The following is a 17,648-nucleotide window of genomic DNA, read 5'->3' as shown; positions in this document are numbered from 1 at the left end:
AGAGAGCGAGGCACGGCCGATGACCACCCCCGGCACCGAGGAACCCACCCTCACCGTCGATGAACTGGCGGCCCGCGCCGGGGTGACCGTGCGCACCGTGCGCTTCTACAGCACCCGCGGACTGCTTCCGCCGCCGGCGATCGGCCCACGCCGGGTCGGCCACTACGGCCCCGAGCACCTCTCCCGGCTCGCGCTGATCGAACAGCTGCAGCGCCACGGCATGACCCTGTCCGCCATCGAGCGCTATCTGAGCCAATTGCCACCGGATCTGAGCGAGGACGATCTGGCGCTCCACCGGGCCCTGGTCGCCTCCTGGGGCCCGGACGCCCCCGAGGAGACGACCCGCGAACAGCTGGACCGGCGGGCCGGGCGGGAGCTCACGGAGGAGGACATCGACCGGCTGGCCGCACTGGACGCCTTGGAGCGCACCGACGACCCGGATCGCTTCCGGATCGACCCCAAGGTGCTCCACCTGGGGCTGCGGCTGCTGGACGTGCCGATCGAGATGGAGACGATACGCACCGCCCATGCGGTCGTCCTGGAACACACCCGCTCCGCGGCGCGCGAGCTGAGCCGGCTGTTCCGGGACGAGGTGTGGGGGCCCGAGCGCGATCACGAGTCCGGGAGCGGACCGGAGCGGATGCAGGCGAAGAAGTCGCTGTCGGCCCATATGCAGCCGCTGGTGGTGGAGGCGCTGGTGATCGCCTTCCAGCGGTCGATGAAGCATGAGCTGCGGGCCTGGTACGGGCAGGACGCGGACTGAGCAGGGGGCTGTGACGCGAGGTGCGGGCGCGGGGAGTGGGCGCGGGGAACGGACACGGGGAACGGACGCGAGGTGCGGGCGCGAGGTGCGGGCGCGAGGTGCGGGCGCGGGGAGCGGACACGGGCTGTCAAGCGGGCTGAGCCGCAGGCGGTGACGCGGGCCGAGCGGGCCCGGGCGGCGCGGCGGCCGACCGACCGCCCCGGGGCACCGGCGGTGGTCATTCGCCGCCGGTGAGCGCGGCGGCCAGCTCGTCGGGGCGGGCTGCGAAAGGCGAATGGCTGCCCGGCAGCGACCGCACGGTGAAGGGCCGGTCCGGCATGGCCGCGTCGGTCTCCGCGATCATCAGATCCTGCAGCGCGGGGGTGCACGCCCAGTCCTCGGCGCACCGGATGAAGGTGCGCGGGATCCGGCCCCACCGCTCCCGGGTCAGGTCGATCGGGGTGGTCGGCACCGCGAAGGGCAGGTCGGGGCTCAGGGCGTGGTACCAGCGGGCGAAGGACTCGGCCGGGACGTCGTGGTAGTAGGTCAGCCGCAGCTCCTCCACATAAGCCGGATCGGCGGAGAACGGATTGATCCGGAACGCGCCGATGGCCTCCGGGTCGCCCAGCATCAGCCCCTGCCCCCGTGCGGTCGCGGTCTGCTCGGGGGCCGCCAGATAGTCGGCGAAGCGGGGGCGCCCGGCGGGGACGAAGGACGAGAGATGGATCAGCTCGTCGACGAGCTCGGGGGCCCGCTCCGCGGCCAGGGACGCCGAGGCGCCACCGGCGCTGTGCGAGACCAGGGCGACCTTCTGGTGGCGGCGCACGGATCGCAGCGCGGCGACGACCGCCTCGGCACACTCCTCGAGGGTCAGCCCGGCCAGCGCCGACTTCTCGGTGGCGAAACCCGGCTGGCCGGGGAGGTGGTGGCCCGAGGGCAGCGGTGCCTCGAAGCCGTGCCCAGGCAGGTCGACGGCGAGGCTCGCCGCACTGCGCCGGGCCAGGGCGCGCTGGGTGGGCGCCCACTGCCAGGAGGCGTGCCAGGCGCCGTGGACCAGCACGAACACGGTGCCGGAGGGGGCGGAGACGGGATGGATATCGCTCACGGGGTGGGAATCGCTCGACGGCGTTCTGGGGCTCATGGCGCTCATGGAGAACAGTCCACCGGCACGGCTCGGCATTATCCACCGCCATATCTGACAACCCCTCCGCCGATATCTCCTGGATATCGACTCGGATATCCTCCGTCCGATGGAGTCACGACATCTGCGGTACGCCCTGGCGGTGGCCGAGCATCAGCACTTCGGACGGGCGGCCGCCGCTCTCGGGATCGCCCAGCCCCCGCTGTCCCAGCAGATCGCGGCGCTGGAGCGGGAGCTGGGCGCCCGCCTCTTCGATCGGACGGCGCGTGGGGTGTTCCCGACCGCCGCGGGAGAGGCGTTCCTGGCCAGGGCGCGCCGGGCGCTGGCCGAGATGTCGGCCGCCGTATCGGACGCGGGCCGGGCCGCCCGGGGCGAGACGGGGCAGTTGCGGCTCGGCTTCATCGGCTCGGCGCTGCTGGAGCTGCTGCCATCCGTCCTGGGTCAATTCATCCGGGAACGCCCTGAGGTGCGTCTGGGGCTGCGGGAGATGTCGACACGCCGGTCCACGGCCGCGCTGCTCGCGGGCGAGCTGGACATCTCCATCGGACGCGGTGCGCCCCGGGGCGCGGGTGCCGAGGATCTGGTCTCGGTCACGGTCGGCCGGGACCATCTGGTGGCCGTCGTCGGCGCCGCCCATCCGTTCGCCGGGCAGTCAAGGGTGAGCGTCGAGCAGCTCAGGGGCCAGCATCTGATCGTGGCGCCCGCGGACGAGGAGCCGGTGGTCGCCGCCTGGCTGACCGCGCTGCTGGACGAGGGCACCGAGGCGCCCGCGCGGGCCGGTGGGGTCACCGAGGCGTGGGATGCGCACACCATCATCGGGCTGGCCTCGTGCGGGGTCGGGGTGGGGCTCGGCCCGGCATGTCTGCGGGTGGCGGCGCGGCCGGACGTCCGGGTGTGCGAGGTGAGCCCGCGGGTGGAACTGCCGGAGCTGGTGATGTCCTTCCGCGCCCAGGACCGCTCCCCCGTGCTGGCGGCCTTCCTGGACATCACCCGGGAGCGGTGCCCCGGGGTGGGCGAGCGCCTCGAACGCCATCTGGGCGCGCGCTGACGGGCCGGCCCCGACCGACCGGCCCGTCAATCCAACCGCTCCCGCGCCTGCAGCCCAGTCCCTCCGGCGCTTGAGGAGCAGGACCCAGCGGCCCAGCCCCGACCGGGGCCAGGAGCCGAAGCCCCAGGCAACGCAACCCAGCCCCTCCGGCGCTTGAGGAGCGGGGGCCAGGGGCGGGGGCCGTGGCCCGGTCCCGGTCCCGGTTGCGGGGCGGGGCGGGGCGGGGCGGGGCGGGGCGGGGCGGGGAAAGCATCGACATGCGGATCCGCCGCGTGGCCCGCCGTACCCCCTAGTCCGTGAAGCGCTCCCCCCGCTCCGCCTTCTCCAGCAGCAGCGCGGTCGGGGCGAACCGCTCCCCGTACGCCGCCTCCAGCTCCCGCGCACGAGCCACGAAACCGGCCACGCCGCCCTCGTAGCCGTTGATGTACTGCAGCACTCCGCCCGTCCAGCCGGGGAAGCCGATGCCGAGGATGGAGCCGATGTTGGCGTCGGCGACGGAGGTCAGCACGCCCTCCTCCAGCAGCCGCACCGTGTCGATGGCCTCGCAGAAGAGCATCCGCTCCATCATGTCCTCGAGGGGGATGCGGTTGCCCTCACCACCGGACCCACCGGACCCACCGGAACCGCCAGACCCGTCAGACCCACCGGCACCGCCCGACCCGCCCCGCGCGAAGTGCTCCCGCAGCCCCGGCCACAGCCGGATCCGCTTGCCGGTCGTCTCGTCGTAGTCGTAGAAGCCCGCGCCGCCGCTGCGGCCGGGGCGCCCGAACTCCTCCACCATCCGATCGATCACCGCGTCTGCGGGATGCGGCCGCCACGCGCCGCCCGCCTCCTCGGTCGCCCGGCGCGTCTCCTCGCGGATCTTGCGCGTCAGGGTCAGGGTCAGCTCGTCCATCAGGGAGAGCACCTTGGCCGGATATCCGGCCTGCGCCGCGGCCTGTTCCACGGAGGCTGGGTCGAGGCCCTCCCCCACCATCGCCACGCCCTCGTTGAGGAACTGGCCGATGACGCGGGAGGTGAAGAAGCCGCGGGAGTCATTGACCACGATCGGGGTCTTGTTGATCTGCCGCACCAGATCGAAGGCGCGGGCCAGCGCCTTGTCGCCGGTGCGCTCGCCCTTGATGATCTCGACCAGCGGCATCTTGTCTACGGGCGAGAAGAAGTGCAGTCCGATGAAGTCGTCGGCGCGCTGCACCCCCTCGGCGAGCAGGGTGATGGGGAGGGTGGAGGTGTTGGAGCACAGCAGGGGGTACCCCCGGACGGAGTTTGGGGGAGCGTCCGGGGCGACGACGCCCTCGATCTCCTGGAACACCTTGTGCTTGAGCGCCAGGTCCTCGAAGACCGCCTCGATGACCGCGTCACACCCCTGGAGGTCGCTCAGATCACCGGTCGGGGTGATCCGGGCCAGCAGCTCGTCCCGCTTGGCCTCGGTGGTCCGGCCCTTGGTGAGCGCCTTGGCCAGCAGCCCCTCGGCATACGCCTTGCCCTTGGCGGCGACCTCCACGGACACGTCCTTGAGGACGACCTCGATGCCCGCCTTGGCGCATGCGTACGCGATGCCCGCGCCCATCATCCCGGCGCCCAGCACCGCGACCTTACGGACCTGACCGGGCTCGATCCCCTGGGGCCGGTTGGCCCCGGAGTTGACCGCCTGCAGATCGAAGAAGAACGCCTGGATCATGTTCTTGGCGGTCTGGCCGACGACCAGCTCGGTGAAGTACCGGGCCTCGATGGTCTGCGCGGTCTCGAAGTCCACCTGGGACCCCTCGACGGCGGCGGCCAGGATATTGCGCTGCGCCGGGTAGGGCGCGCCGCCCAGCTGCTTGCGCAGATTGGCGGGGAAGGCGGGCAGATTGACGGCGAACTTCGGCTGCGCCGGGGTGCCGCCCGGGATCCGGTAGTCCTTGTCCTCCCAGGGCTGTGCCGACTCGGGGTGGGCGTCGATGAACGCCCGCGCCTGGGCCAGCATCTCCTCAGGGGTGGCCACGACCTCGTGCACCAGCCCCGCCTCCTGGGCGCGCCGGGGGCTGTACCGGGCCCCCTGGAGCAGCCACTTGAGCAGCGCGTCGGTGACGCCGAGCAGCCGTACGGTACGGGCGACGCCCCCGCTGCCCGGGAGCAGGCCCAGGGTGACCTCGGGGAAGCCGATGCGGGAGCCGGGGGCGTCGAGGGCGATGCGGTGGTGGCAGGAGAGCGCGATCTCCAGCCCGCCGCCGAGCGCCGCGCCGTTGATCGCGGCGACCACGGGCTTGCCGAGGGTCTCGATCCGGCGCAGCCCGCGCTTGATGCGGAGGTTCTTCTCGTAGATCTCCTGGGCCTGGTCGGGCCCGACCCGAAGGAGGTCGTTGAGGTCGCCGCCGGCGAAGAAGGTCTTCTTGGCGGAGGTGACGATGATGCCGCGGATGGTGTCCCGCTCGGCCTCGACGCGGTCGGCGATGGCGTCGAGGGAGTCGATGAACGCGGCGTTCATGGTGTTGGCGGACTGGCCGGGGTCGTCGAGCACCAGGGTGACGACGCCCGCGTCGTCCTGCTCCCAGCGGATGGTCGAGGCGGCGGTGGGGTGGCTCATCTGAGGTCTCCAGGGCAAAGGGGAAGGGCGCGGGGAGGGGCCGGGAAGGAAGGGGAACGGCGGCGCACCGAGAGCCGCTCGGCTCCACGGGGGCGTCCGGCGGATCTCAGGACCCCGGGGCCTGGGGCGGCGCCCCGCAGTCGGCGGAGCCGCATATCGTCAGGTGTCGGGAAGGGGCGGGAGGCGAACAGCCCGCCGCGGGCGTCACGATCCGTCGGGCACCTTAGAGCCGCTCGACCACCGTCGCGATGCCCATCCCGCCTCCCACGCACAGCGTCACCAGCCCGAACCGTCCGTCGCGCCGCTCCAGCTCGTCGATCACCGTGCCGAGGATCATCGCGCCGGTCGCGCCCAGCGGATGGCCCATCGCGATCGCGCCGCCGTTGACGTTGACCTTGTCCAGGCTCAGCCCCATGTCGTCCACGAAGCGCAGCACCACCGCCGCGAACGCCTCGTTGATCTCGACCAGATCGATGTCGTCGATGGTCAGCCCGGCCTTGGTGAGCGCCTTACGGGTGGCGGGAGCCGGGCCGGTGAGCATGATGGTGGGGTCGGCGCCGGAGACGGCGGCGGAGACGATCCGGGCCCGCGGGGTCAGCCCGAAGCGCTCGCCGACCTCGCGGTTGCCGACGGCGACCAGGGCGGCGCCGTCCACCATGCCCGATGAGTTGCCGGCGTGGTGGACATGGTCGATCGCCTCGATCCAGTGGTACTTCTGCAGCGCCACCGCGTCGAAGCCGCCCGCCTCGCCGATGGTGGCGAACGACGGCTTCAGGCCCGCCAGGGTCTCGGCGGTGGTGCCGGGGCGGATGTGCTCGTCCCGGTCGAGGACGGTCAGCCCGCTGCGGTCGCGGACCGGGATCACGGAGCGGTCGAAGTACCCCTCCTTCCAGGCCCGCGCGGCCCGCTCCTGGGAGAGCGCGGCGAAGCTGTCCACGTCATGGCGGCTGTAGCCGCCGGTGGTGGCGATGAGGTCGGCCCCGATGCCCTGCGGTACGAAACCGGTCTCGTAGTTGGTCATCGGGTCCGCGGACCAGGCGCCGCCGTCGGAGCCCATCTTCACCCGCGACATCGACTCGACACCGCCCGCGAGCACCAGGTCCTCCCAGCCGGAACGGATCTTGGCCGCGGCCAGGTTGACGGCCTCCAGGCCCGAGGCACAGAAGCGGTTCTCCTGGACGCCCGCGACCGTGTCCGGGAGCCCGGCCGCGATGGCCGCGATCTTGGCGATGTCCGAGCCCTGGTCGCCGAGCGGGCTGACGACGCCGAGGACCACGTCGTCGATGGCCGCCGGGTCCAGCTCGGGGAACCGCCGCCGCATCTCATGGATCAGGCCGACCACCAGATCGACGGGCTTGGTGCCGTGCAGGGCGCCGTCGGCCTTACCGCGCCCGCGCGGGGTGCGAATGGCGTCGTACACATACGCTTCGGTGCTCACGTCAGCGGCCTTTCAGGGGAGGGGTCAGGCGGGGACGGCTCAGGGGGCCGGGAAGCGGACGGGGGTTCATGACGCTCAAGACGTTCCTGACGGGTTTCCCTCGACGAGCGAGGTGACTCCCCAGTCGCGGGCCACTTCGGCGGTGTCCGCCCCGGGCCGGACGGGCGCGCGGCGCACCGCGCCCGGGGTGGCGGAGAAGCGCGGGGCGGGCGCGGGCTGGGTGATCCCGCCGTGGTCGACGAAGGTGGAGCGGGCGGCGAGGTGCGGATGGGCCGGGGCCTCCCGCAGCGACAGCACGGGGGCGACGCAGGCGTCCGAGGCGCTGAAGACGGCGGTCCACTCCTCGCGGCCGCGCTGCTTGAAGCGGTCGGCGATGGCGGTGCGCAGCGCGGCCCAGTTGTCGAAGTCATCGCGGGCCGGGGCCTGGTCGGCGATGCCCAGCAGCTCGATGAACTCCGCGTAGAACTTGCGCTCCAGGGGCCCGACCGCCATATAGCCGCCGTCGGCGGTCTCATAGGTGCCGTAGAAGGGGCAGCCGCCGTCGAGGAGATTGGTTCCGCGCTGGTCGCGCCAGCCCCCGGCGGCCATCATGCCGTGGATGGCGGAGGTCAGATGCGCGGTGCCGTCGACGATCGCGGCGTCCACGACCTGGCCGGGGCCGCCCGCGCGGGCGTGCTGCAGGGCCGCCAGGACGCCGATGACGAGATAGAGCGAGCCTCCCGCGTAGTCCCCCAGGAGGTTGGCGGGGGCGATGGGCGGGCCGTCGGCGGCGCCGATCATGCTGAGGGCGCCGGTGACGGCGATATAGCCGATGTCATGGCCGGCGGTCCGGGCGAGCGGGCCCTCCTGCCCCCAGCCGGTCATCCGGCCGTAGACCAGCCGGGGGTTACGCGCCAGGCAGTCCTCCGGGCCGAGGCCCAGCTTCTCGGTGACCCCGGGGCGGTAGCCCTCGATGAGGATGTCGGCGCGCTCCACGAGATCGAGCACGGCGGCCACGCTCCCCTCGGCCTTCAGGTCGAGGAGCACCGAGCGCTTGTTGCGGTTGGCGAGGTCGTAGTCGGGATCGATCCGCAGGCCGGCGCCTCCGGGGCGGTCGACGCGGACGACATCGGCGCCGAGGTCGGCGAGGACCATGGCGGCGAACGGGCCCGGCCCGATCCCCGCCAGCTCCACCACTCGCACCCCGGCCAGCGGACCGGCCGCCGTCACCCCGTCCTCCGCCGCCACCGTCATGCCGTTCCCCCATCATGTGACACCACTGCTGTAACACCGCCGATGCTAAGAACGCGTCCCGCATTCCACAAGCCCTCTCCTGGGCCTGTGGACAACCAAGCCCCTTGCCCGGCAAGCGGGTTTGGTCCCTGCGGCAGCACGGCGGGCCGGGTGTGGCGCCGGCCGCTTGCGGGTCAGGTCTTCTCCATATCCGGCCCCGTCATCGACAGCGGCCGTTCGGGCACGAGATGGTCCTCGTCGCCCGCCGGATCGGTCAGCCTGCCCAGCCGGCGCGGCAGATCGGAGCCGACCAGCACGATCACCACCAGCGTCAGCCCGAAGGTGAGCACCGCCAGCGCCCGTCCGAGGGACATGCCCTCGGCCAGATGGGCGCCGAGCACCGGCGCCACCGCGCCGCCGAGCGCCCCGGTGTTGTAGACGAAGCCGAGCGAGGCGGCCCGCGTCCGAGTGGGGAAGTGACCCGCGATGTACTTCGGCAGGATGCCCGAGATCCCCTGGCTCAGCGCGAGCAGGAAGAACAGCAGCACGCCGAGCCCGACCAGGGTGTCCTGCACCGCGAACACCGGGAAGACGAAGGCCAGTGAGGCGAGCAGGGTGTAGACGTAGGCACGCCGGGTGCCGAGCCGGTCGCCCGCGAATCCCGCCAGCCAGCAGCCGGCCATCGTCCCGAACCCGGCGTAGAACATCACATCGGTGACCTCGGACGGGGTGTACCCGAGCTGCTCCTTCAGATAGGTGGGCAGCAGCGCCTGGATCGGCCAGCTGTAGAGGAACGCGCAGAAGACCGTGCACGTCAGGGCCACATACAGCGGCCAGCGGCGCCGTCCGCCGAGCTGGGCCGCGAAGGCGACCAGACACCCCGCCGCCAGGAGTGACAGCGGCCGGCGCCAGCCCGCGCCCAGCGGGGTGAAGACCAGGAACAGCGCGACGCTCGCGGCCACGGCCAGCGCCGTGTTGACGCTCGCGCGGGAGCGTCCGGCGAACAGCGGCCGGAAGGCGTTCGGCCGCGCCTTCGCCGTCGCCACCTCCTCGTGCCAGTCCCCGGCCTCCGGAAGCGCGCGCCGCACCCACAGCGCGACCAGCACCGGCAGCACGCCGATCCAGAACATCCAGCGCCAGCCCCAGTGGGGCACCACCCACTTGTAGAGCTCGGAGGCGAGGATGGTGCCGCCCGAGTAGCCCGAGATGAGGAAGCCGGAGGCCCGGTTGCGCAGCCGCGCGGGCCAGCTCTCGAGGACATAGGTGGCACTGGCGCTGTACTCACCAGCCATGCCCATGCCAATCACGAGGCGGGCCGTGAACATGCTGATGTAGTTCCAGGCGAACCCACAGGCGAAGGTGCCGAGCGAGTAGAGCAGAATGCTGACGATCATGGCGGCCTTACGGCCGTAGCGGTCCCCCAGCGCGCCCAGCACCGCCCCTCCGAGCCAGCGGGTGATGAAGGCGCCCGAGACCAGGCTCGCCGCCGACGCCGTGCTCAGGTCGAATTCGTCGGCTATCTCGGTCAGGACGAGCGTGATCAGCACAAAGTCGAAACCATCGAGCAGATAGCCGATCCAGGCGGCGAACATGGACTTCCACTGACCCCGCGAGACCTCTCGGTACCAGGGCACCGTGGTGGCTCCGGTCACGGCAGCAGTCCTCCCTCCTCCAGGAGTTGACGTACGGTCTTGACGGCTGCCTCGCCCAGCGGCACCTGGGGCGCGGCGGTGTCCGCGCACTCGATCACACCCAGCAGCCGCAGCGCGGCCTTGAAACCGCCCAGCCCCGCCGAACTGCCGCCCATCAGCGCCGGGTCCCCGGCGTCGGTGATGGCGAAGAGCGCGGCCAGCCGGTCCTGTTCGGCGGCCGCCTGCTCCCAGCGGCCCGCCCGCGCGTGCTCGTACAGCCGGACGAACCCGGCCGGGTCGACGTTGGCCAGCCCCGGGACAACGCCATGGGCTCCCGCCAGCAGGGCGCCGTCCACCGACAATTCGGAGCCGGTGAGCACGGTGAAGGAGTCGTTGAGGCCGCGACGGTGGACCTCGACGAGCATGCGCCGCAGCGCCCCGTCGTCTCCGCTGCTGTCCTTGACCCCCGCCAGGGTGGCGTCGGCGGCCAGCGGAAGCAGGATCGAGGGCGTCAGCTTGGAGTGGACGGAGACCGGGATGTCATACGCGAACAGCGGCACGTCCACACCGTCGCGCAGCCGCCGGAAGTGGTCGGCGATCTCCAGGGGATGGGTGCGGGTGTAGAAGGGCGCGGTGGCCACGACGGCGTCCGCGCCCAACTCGGCCGCCGTACGGGCGTGATCGAGGACCCGCGCGGTCGTCATGTCGATCGCCCCCGCGAGGACGGGCACCCGGCCGTCCACGGTCTCGATGACCGCCTCAAGGGCCGTACGGCGGCTTCGGTCGCTCAGATAGGCGGCCTCGCCGCTGGAGCCGAGCGCGAACAGCGCGCTCACCCCCGCGTCGATCAGCCGCTCGGCGAGCGCGGCGAGGGAAGAGGTGTCGACCTCGCCCGCGGGCGTGAGCGGGGTGCACAGGGGCGGAACGACACCGGTAAGGGGAGCCGGAAGACTCATCGACACCCAGCTTTCTGGATAGCAGGGCAATCAGGACGTGGGACGTCCTACGTTCGGGGCCGAATCTGACGGAGTGCCACCGCCCTGTCAAGTACATTCCCGCCTCAGCGCCCCGTCCGAATCCCGCCAGCACTCCAGGAGCCCACCGGCCAGTCTGGAACGCATGAGCGAGAACTACGAGATGCGCGCCATCGCGCCCGAGGTGCTGAAGCAGTTGCGGATCACGGACGACGCGGGAAACCCGCCGCGCGTGGTGGTGGACGACGAGGAGGGCGGCAGCCCGATGCGCTGCTGCCTGGGCCGGAGCCGGCCGTACGAGACCATCGCGCTCGTCTCCTACGCCCCGCTGCGCCGCTGGGCGCAGGAGACGGGGGCCAGGCCCGGCCCGTACGACGAGGTCGGCCCGGTCTTCATCCACCCCGAGGAGTGCGACGGCTGGAGCGGCCCCGGGATCGCGGACGACATCCCGGGCGAGCGGCGGGTGCTGCGGGCGTACTCCGCCGAGGGCAACATCCTCGGCGGCCGACTGCTGAACGACGGCGAACCGACGATCGAGGAGGGGCTGGCCGAGCTGTACGCGGACCCGCAGGTGGCGGCGGTGCATGTGCGCGCCGTCGAGTTCGGCTGCTTCCTGGCCGAGACCCGGCGGGCCTGAGGCATCCGGCACCCCGGGGGTGGGCGACGCCGGGGGGTACAGGGGTTCGCCCGGCGCCGCGCCCGGAGTACCACGCGCACAGCCGCCACGTTCGGAGGTCGGGTCACCACACCTCGTTCAGCGCGTGGCGGCTTGCAGGGCCCGGCGGCACAGCGCGTCCGCGCGCCGTGTCGTCTCGGGCTGCCGGAAGTCGCGGGCCAGGTGCAGGGTGTACGCGCAAGCGTCCGCGATGGCCACCCGATGGCCGACGGAGACGAAGAGCGGCTTCACCGCATCGCGGGTGCGCAGCGCGCGGCCGACCTCCTCGTCCCCGTCGAGCAGGGGCGACCAGTCGCCGCGGCGCGGCCCCGGGCCGGTGTGGCGGAAGCCGAAGGGATTCTTGGCGACACCGATGGTGGGCAGCCCGGTGAGCACCCCCAGATGGCTGGCCAGCCCGAACCGGCGGGGGTGGGCGAGGCCGTAGCCATCGCACACCACCAGGTCGGGGCGGCGGCCGAGCCGCCGGTCGAGGTCGCCGAGCGCGTCGAGGACGGCCGGAATCTCACGGAACGCCAGCAGCCCGGGGACGTACGGGAAGGTGACCCGGCCGACCGCGGTCGCCTCCGCGACGACGGCGAGGCCACGGGCGTCCAGGGCCACGGCGGCGGCCGCGACCAGGTCGCGCTCGTCGTCGTACGCCACGTCCACCCCGACGAGCGCGCCGATGCCGGTGCCCGGCTCGGGCAGCTCCCCGCCGACGACCACGGACGCCCGCGTCCGCTCCTGGACGGCGATGGCCTCGGCCTCGGTCGTGGGCCAGTCGCGGGGCAGTTCATATCGTGGATCGACGGCGCTGGTCATCGTGCGACTCACGTTACTAGTCTGCCTGGCATGTTCGTACTGGAGATCACGTACACCGCCTCGGCCGACCGCGTCGAGGCCGCCCTCCCCGAACACCTCGTCTGGGTGGACGACCACTTCGCCAACGGCACCTTCCTCGCCTCGGGCCCAAAGAATCCCCGCGACGGCGGGGTGATCCTGGCGCTCGGCGACGACCGGGCCAAGATCGAGGAGATGGTGGCGAGCGACCCCTTCATCGTCGCGGGCGTCGGCGAATACACCATCACCGAGTTCCTGGCCACCCGCACGGCCCCCGCGCTCGCCGATTACCGCCAGCAGCGGCCGTAAGGAGCCCGTTTCGGCTTACGCCGTGAGCGAGGCTATGAACGCGGCCCACGATTGGGTGGGGAACGGGATGGCGGGACCGTCGGCGTTCTTGGAGTCACGGACCGGGACGACACCCGGGAGGTTGTCGGCGACCTCGACGCAGTTGCCACCGTCGTCATTGCTGTAGCTGCTCTTGCGCCACGTAGCAACACTCAGGCCCGGGGTGGTTGGCATGGGCTCCAGTCCTTCATCACGGCTCGAATCATCGCCCCGGAGTCGCGGGGCGAGAGGGCCATGGCCCTGAGCAGATCGCAGTTCTCCCTGCGCCGCGCAACAGTCTCCTGGTCCTCGATGATGGTCCCGGACTGGCTGCTCTCGTCATACACCACCAACGCCCCATGGGGGACCGTGAAGAGAGTCAGAGAACTCCCGGTCTCCGCGTGCTCGCCAGCCGTGAAGGGCATGCGCGGCGGCTTGGGGCGGTCCAGCAGCGCGGGGCCCGGGGCGGAGCCCCGGTTCGGGAAGGGGCGGGGAGGGGAAAAGCCCGCCGCAGGCGTCAGGACCCGGCGGGCACCCCCACCCGCCCTAGCGGGACACGCAGAGCCGCACCACGAGCGAGACACAGTCCCGAGAGTCGCCGGAGCCGGAGCCGGAGGCAGAGCCGGAGTCGGTCGGCTTGGCCGTGGGCCGCTGCGCCGGCTGCCCGCTCGGGGTGTTTCCGGGGTCCGCCGTCCCGCCGCCCGTCGGCTTCCCCGTCGGTTCGCCGGTTGGCTCACCGGTCGGCCGGTGCGACGGGCCGCTCGACGCGGAGGAGGAAGCGGACGAGGAAGGCGAAGACGGACGTGACGAGGGCGAGGCGGAGGAAGAGGACGACGGCGTCTTCCGCGAGGGCGATACGGCGCTGGACGGCACATCCGCCGGTGAGTGCCCCGTGGGCACGCTCGACGTGGACGGCCGGTTCCGGGACGCCTCCCCCGGAACGCCCGCCCGCGGCCCGTCCGAGTGGCGCGACGCCCCGGACGTGCCCGAAGCCGACGCGGAGCCGGAAGAAGCGGAGGAAGAGGCGGATGTGTCCGATATGGACGGAGTCGACGCCGTCGCCGGCTGCTGGGCCTCCGCCGAGCCGCCGTCCGTCAGCGCGAGCCCCGTCATGACCGCCGCCCCCGCGACCAGCAGCACCCCACCCGCGGCCGCCGCCACCGCCACCGGCCCCGCCTGGCGCACCCGTCCCCGGACGAGGTGCCGCATGGAGCGGCGGGACGAGACCAGCGGCCCGTTCGAAGGAGCCGCATGCGCACCGCCGGATGTCACGGCGCCCGCTCCGGCGGCCGCCATGGCACCCGCCCCACCGGCGGCCACCAGCGGCGCCAGGAAGCGCGCCATGCCCCGGTCGTACAGGTCCAGCAGCGCCGGGCCGACCAGCGCGGGCAGCCGGTCGTCGGCCGCCACCAGCTGCTCCATGCGGCCCCGGCAGTCCCGGCAGCCGTCGATGTGCACGGCGATCTCCTCGGCCTGGTGCGGGGAGTCCGCGCCCCGCACATGGTCGGGCAGTCGCTCCCAGTGCGCACCGCACGCGGCGCTCGCCGGATAGCCGGGCTGGGCGCGCAGGAACTCCTGGCGCACGCTCTCCCGGACCCGCTCCACCAGGGCCGCCGCGTCGTCGTCGGTCATCCCGGCCCGCCGCGCCACCTCCTCCGGCGGGAGACCGTCCACCTCGGCGAGCCACAGCACCTTGATCCAGCGCTGCGGCAGCTCATCGAGAACCCGCACCAGCGGTTCGAGGTACGACGCCTGCTGCGCCGGGCCCCAGCCCCCCGCCCCGGCCGAGAGCGCCCTTACGGCGCTCGTCAGCTCGTCCGGGATGGCGTCGGCGCCGAGCGGGTGCCCGGCGCGCAGCCGGCGCCACACGCTGTAGTGCGCCTCGGCGACCAGATCGCCCGCAACCCAGGGGTTACCGGTGAGAGTTCGGGCATATCCGCACAAACGCGGATATTCGGCTTCGTAGATTCTCGCGTAGGCGGCCGCGTCGAGCGCCGCGTGACCTTCGGTCATGGTGGAACAACCCCTGGGGTGGGTGCCTCGTCACTGCCGCCGTTCTGTAACAGCTCCGCACGGCGCCCCGAGACCTTGCATGGTTTGGCAAGCCTAAATGCCCTATGTCCCCTCGAAAAAACACTCGTGACGCACGTCACGTCGAAAGCGGGTGCACTGCCCTGATCGCCCAAACGTCTTAACCCTCGAAAGGGCGACGCGCCCCGCACCTATCGCAAGGGAGCCGACGTGACCACTGTCATCGATCAAGCCGTCCAGGCACAGCTCATCGCGTCGACGCCCGAGTCACGCGCGATTCCGGCGTGCCTGCGCTATGAGCGGGACGACCCGTTCGCCGTCCGCGTCTCCTTCCCGCCCTCCGCGTCCCTCGACGGCTCCACGGTGGAGTGGACGTTCGGGCGGGAGCTGCTCTCGGCCGGGCTGCGCGGCCCGGCGGGGAGCGGGGATGTGCAGATGTGGCCGTGCGGACCGCGGCGGACGGTCCTGGAGTTCCATGCCCCCGAGGGCATGGCCATGGTCCAGTTCGACACCGCGGATCTCCACAGATTCCTCGGCCGCTCGTACGCCATCGTCCCCGAGGGCAGCGAGGCCGGGGAGCTCGACCTGGACCAGGGGCTGGCGTCGCTGCTGAGAGACGCCTGAGCCGGTACGGACACCTGTCCTGTGAGCCCGCCCGTCCGGACGAGTGAGCCTGTCCGTACGGACACCCGTGAGACCGCCCGTACGGACACCTGGAGCCCGTCCGTATGGACACCTGTGAGCCCGCCGCCCTTACGGACACCCGCGAGCCCGTACGGCGGACACCCGTGAGCCCGTACGGCGCTTGAGCCCGCCCTTACGGTGAGGGGGTCAGGTGGCGGTCGCGGTCGTGGTCGCCGCCAGCATGGCCGTGGCGACGGCGGCGGCGAGCGCCGTCCGCACCTGGGCGATCACCTTCTCGAGTACCGGGCCCATGCCCCCGCAGCGCTCCCCCAGTTCGAGGATCCGGTGCTTGCGGACCTTGGCGTCCGTAGCCGTGACCACGGCCCTCAGCTCGCCCGCCGCCGCAAGGGTGACCAACGCCGCGTCCCGTTCGGACACTTCGGCCGCCGGCTCCTCGCCGTGCAGCACGCGCACCGCGTCATCCCGCATTCCGGCCACCTGATCGGGCCGTTCCAGCGTGTACTCCTTGGCCGGGAACAGCCCCAGCACCCGCCTCCCCTTCGCCCGCACATACCCGGCCGCCACCATCTGGTCGCGGACCGCGTGCTCGGTCAGCCGTGGCTGATGTCCCACCCAGATCTGCCAGCTGCGCGGCCGGGATTCGCCGATCAGCTCCAGCAACCCGTCGAGCGCCCGGTCTCCCGTGGCGGCGTCGGCAACCGGGCACGGGCTGCCGTCGGTGTCGGTGAGCATGCCCCGCTGAACGAGCTCGGTAAGGGCGGCGGCGCGGACGAGGAGGGCGGTGTGAGCACCGGCGGGCCGGCCGGTCTCGGGATCGTAGGAGAGCAGGTAGAGGGAGGCGGCGAGGGAGAGCGAGCCGTTCGGCATGGGAACCTCCGACGGTCGGGCGTCCGGTGGGGCGGCGTACCTCGACCATATCGGCCACGTGCCCCCATGATCGACCCTCCGCCACGAGGTTCCGGCGGGGCCGGACGCGTCGCCTTCCCATGGGCTCGGCCGACGGCCCGTGGTCTCCGCCCGGGATGCGGCAGGCCCCGCCCTGGGTCCCGGCCGTCCCGGGGCCCATTGCCCACGTACGGGATGCGGCAACGCCCGGACCCCGGCCATCCCGGAACCGTTGCCCCCGAACAGGAAGCGGCAACGCCCGGGGCACGCGGAGATGGCGGCCACGCGTACCCCCGTGTGTACGCGTGACCGCCACCGGTCCCATTCCCCGTCGGCCTCGCTCGGGCCTGTCACCCCCGTGGGCCCGTCGGGCCATGTGACCCCTGTCGGCCCCTGGAGCCGTCCCTCGTCCGCCCTCTTGGGCCGCGTCCCCCTATTGGCCCCCTCGGACCGTGTCACCCCCCGTCGGCCCTCCTTGTGCCACGTCCCCCGTCGACCCCCGTTTGGCCGGGTCCTGCGTCGGCCCCCTCGGGCCGCCTCACGCCCCGTCAGCCGCCTCAGGCCGCGTCCCAGTCGCCTCAGGCCGCGTCCCCCGTCGGCCTCCGTCTGGCCGTGTCCCCCGTCGGCTCCCTTTGGCGGGTAACCCCCGGCGCCCTCAGGCCGCGTCGCCCCCGTCCGCCCCTCGGGCCCGTCACCCCCGTCAGCCCGTTGGCCCCCGCGCCGCCCCCGTCAGAGCCCCGTCAGGACCCGTCACCGTCCAGGACCCGTCACAGCCCGCCACAGCCCCGTCAGGACCCGTCACAGCCCCGTCAGGACCCGCTCACGGGTGGTACAGCTTCACCACCGCGGTCGTGGTGGTCCGCTTGAAGTCGGCCACCGGCGCCTGGTCGAAGCCGCCCATCTCGCCCCACGACACGACGGTGACGGTCCGGCCGTCGCGGCCCACCCCGAAGAGGTGGATGCCGGGCTCCGAGTCCGGGTACGAGGTGTGGACGCCGTAGACATGGGCGCCGTCCTCGGCCGTCAGCGCGCCGTAGTCCCGCCCTGAGGCGGTGCCCTCCGGATAGTCGCGCACCCAGTCCGCGGCACAGTTCTGGATCTTCTTCTCGGCCGCGGCGGCGAGCTTGCGGGCCGCCTCCACCGTGCCGGTCCTGACCACGATCTGGGTGGCGCTGGTGTCGTATTCGGTCCAGAACGTGCGATGGGTCGCCCCGGCCGACGGCAGGGTCTTCTCCACGCAGAACGGAGGGGTCTCGGGCAGGCCCCGAGTGACATCACTCGCGTACCAGTCCGAACTCGGATGCGGCGGAAGCTCCCTCGGCACCAGGTGGCGGGGGGTGCCCTGGGGTACGGCCGCCTGCGCCTCCGCCCGGGCCGACGGTGCATGGGCCTGGGCCGGCCCGGTCCCGGCCACGACGGCGGCCGCGGCCACGGCCACGGCGCCGAGCGCGGCGCCGCGGAGTGAGTGCGTGGGCTTGTGCATGAGGTGTTTCCCCGTCTCTTCCCGAAC

At 72.6% G+C, this 17,648-nt stretch carries 17 protein-coding genes; 5 read left to right on the top strand and 12 right to left on the bottom strand.

Going from position 1 to position 17,648, the window contains the following annotated elements; translation table 11 throughout:
• Positions 1-19: 19 nt before the first annotated feature.
• On the top strand, positions 20-763 hold the full coding sequence (locus AS97_RS36155) for a MerR family transcriptional regulator (protein WP_059144311.1): 744 nt from the start codon (positions 20-22) through the stop codon (positions 761-763).
• 217 nt (positions 764-980) lie between these two features.
• Here the strand turns inward: AS97_RS36155 and AS97_RS36150 are convergent, their stop codons facing one another.
• Positions 981-1,847: an alpha/beta hydrolase gene (locus AS97_RS36150; RefSeq protein ID WP_210566384.1), complete on the bottom strand. Its 867-nt coding sequence runs from the start codon at positions 1,845-1,847 to the stop codon at positions 981-983.
• 145 nt (positions 1,848-1,992) lie between these two features.
• Here AS97_RS36150 and AS97_RS36145 point away from each other — a divergent pair, with 145 nt between their 5' ends.
• A complete protein-coding gene (locus tag AS97_RS36145; protein WP_059144309.1) occupies positions 1,993-2,931 on the top strand; it encodes a LysR family transcriptional regulator in 939 nt (312 codons plus the stop codon).
• A 289-nt stretch (positions 2,932-3,220) separates the two neighbouring features.
• Here AS97_RS36145 and AS97_RS36140 read toward each other — a convergent pair whose 3' ends face one another.
• From AS97_RS36140 to AS97_RS36120, 5 genes are all read right to left on the bottom strand, one after another.
• Positions 3,221-5,500, bottom strand: a complete 2,280-nt coding sequence (locus AS97_RS36140; protein ID WP_210566383.1) for a 3-hydroxyacyl-CoA dehydrogenase NAD-binding domain-containing protein — start codon at positions 5,498-5,500, stop codon at positions 3,221-3,223.
• 223 nt (positions 5,501-5,723) lie between these two features.
• A complete protein-coding gene (locus AS97_RS36135; RefSeq protein WP_086711262.1) occupies positions 5,724-6,938 on the bottom strand; it encodes an acetyl-CoA C-acetyltransferase in 1,215 nt (404 codons plus the stop codon).
• A 75-nt stretch (positions 6,939-7,013) separates the two neighbouring features.
• On the bottom strand, positions 7,014-8,171 hold the full coding sequence (locus AS97_RS36130) for a CaiB/BaiF CoA-transferase family protein (protein WP_282615706.1): 1,158 nt from the start codon (positions 8,169-8,171) through the stop codon (positions 7,014-7,016).
• 173 nt (positions 8,172-8,344) lie between these two features.
• Positions 8,345-9,802: a sialate:H+ symport family MFS transporter gene (locus tag AS97_RS36125; RefSeq protein WP_210566382.1), complete on the bottom strand. Its 1,458-nt coding sequence runs from the start codon at positions 9,800-9,802 to the stop codon at positions 8,345-8,347.
• A complete protein-coding gene (locus AS97_RS36120) occupies positions 9,799-10,737 on the bottom strand; it encodes a dihydrodipicolinate synthase family protein (protein ID WP_210566381.1) in 939 nt (312 codons plus the stop codon). Before AS97_RS36120 ends, AS97_RS36125 begins: the two co-directional genes overlap by 4 nt.
• A gap of 163 nt (positions 10,738-10,900) precedes the next feature.
• Between AS97_RS36120 and AS97_RS36115 the strand changes: the two genes are divergently transcribed.
• Complete coding sequence (locus tag AS97_RS36115; protein ID WP_210566380.1) at positions 10,901-11,392, top strand: DUF1203 domain-containing protein; 492 nt, start codon at positions 10,901-10,903, stop codon at positions 11,390-11,392.
• Positions 11,393-11,509: 117 nt separating this feature from the next.
• Here AS97_RS36115 and AS97_RS36110 read toward each other — a convergent pair whose 3' ends face one another.
• Complete coding sequence (locus tag AS97_RS36110; RefSeq protein WP_210567359.1) at positions 11,510-12,232, bottom strand: endonuclease V; 723 nt, start codon at positions 12,230-12,232, stop codon at positions 11,510-11,512.
• Between the two features lie 30 nt (positions 12,233-12,262).
• On the opposite strand from AS97_RS36110, the gene AS97_RS36105 reads away from it, so the two are divergent.
• Positions 12,263-12,559, top strand: coding sequence for a YciI family protein (locus AS97_RS36105; protein ID WP_059144302.1), 297 nt, complete (start codon positions 12,263-12,265; stop codon positions 12,557-12,559).
• A gap of 15 nt (positions 12,560-12,574) precedes the next feature.
• Here the strand turns inward: AS97_RS36105 and AS97_RS36100 are convergent, their stop codons facing one another.
• The 3 genes from AS97_RS36100 to AS97_RS36095 all read right to left on the bottom strand — a co-directional run bounded on the left by AS97_RS36100 (position 12,575) and on the right by AS97_RS36095 (position 14,590).
• The gene (locus tag AS97_RS36100; protein WP_086710333.1) at positions 12,575-12,772 is read right to left on the bottom strand and encodes a DUF397 domain-containing protein; all 198 of its coding nucleotides are present in this window, start codon (positions 12,770-12,772) and stop codon (positions 12,575-12,577) included.
• The gene (locus tag AS97_RS47875) at positions 12,751-13,002 is read right to left on the bottom strand and encodes a Scr1 family TA system antitoxin-like transcriptional regulator (protein WP_247204604.1); all 252 of its coding nucleotides are present in this window, start codon (positions 13,000-13,002) and stop codon (positions 12,751-12,753) included. The genes AS97_RS36100 and AS97_RS47875 overlap by 22 nt, the downstream gene beginning before the upstream one ends.
• Positions 13,003-13,123: 121 nt before the next feature.
• Positions 13,124-14,590 carry a hypothetical protein gene (locus tag AS97_RS36095; RefSeq protein WP_210566379.1) on the bottom strand — a complete coding sequence of 489 codons (1,467 nt, stop codon included), beginning with the start codon at positions 14,588-14,590 and terminating at the stop codon, positions 13,124-13,126.
• 228 nt (positions 14,591-14,818) lie between these two features.
• On the opposite strand from AS97_RS36095, the gene AS97_RS36090 reads away from it, so the two are divergent.
• Positions 14,819-15,232: an SsgA family sporulation/cell division regulator gene (locus AS97_RS36090; protein ID WP_210566378.1), complete on the top strand. Its 414-nt coding sequence runs from the start codon at positions 14,819-14,821 to the stop codon at positions 15,230-15,232.
• Between the two features lie 207 nt (positions 15,233-15,439).
• Here AS97_RS36090 and AS97_RS36085 read toward each other — a convergent pair whose 3' ends face one another.
• Both AS97_RS36085 and AS97_RS36080 read right to left on the bottom strand, forming a co-directional pair.
• Positions 15,440-16,120, bottom strand: a complete 681-nt coding sequence (locus tag AS97_RS36085) for a GPP34 family phosphoprotein (protein ID WP_059144297.1) — start codon at positions 16,118-16,120, stop codon at positions 15,440-15,442.
• An 838-nt stretch (positions 16,121-16,958) separates the two neighbouring features.
• Positions 16,959-17,621: a hypothetical protein gene (locus AS97_RS36080; RefSeq protein WP_210566377.1), complete on the bottom strand. Its 663-nt coding sequence runs from the start codon at positions 17,619-17,621 to the stop codon at positions 16,959-16,961.
• Between the last annotated feature and the right edge of the window lie 27 nt (positions 17,622-17,648).

The sequence above is a fragment of the Streptomyces sp. AgN23 genome (genome assembly GCF_001598115.1).
GTDB lineage: Bacteria > Actinomycetota > Actinomycetes > Streptomycetales > Streptomycetaceae > Streptomyces > Streptomyces antimycoticus.
This window is presented reverse-complemented; position numbering and strand designations above follow the sequence as displayed.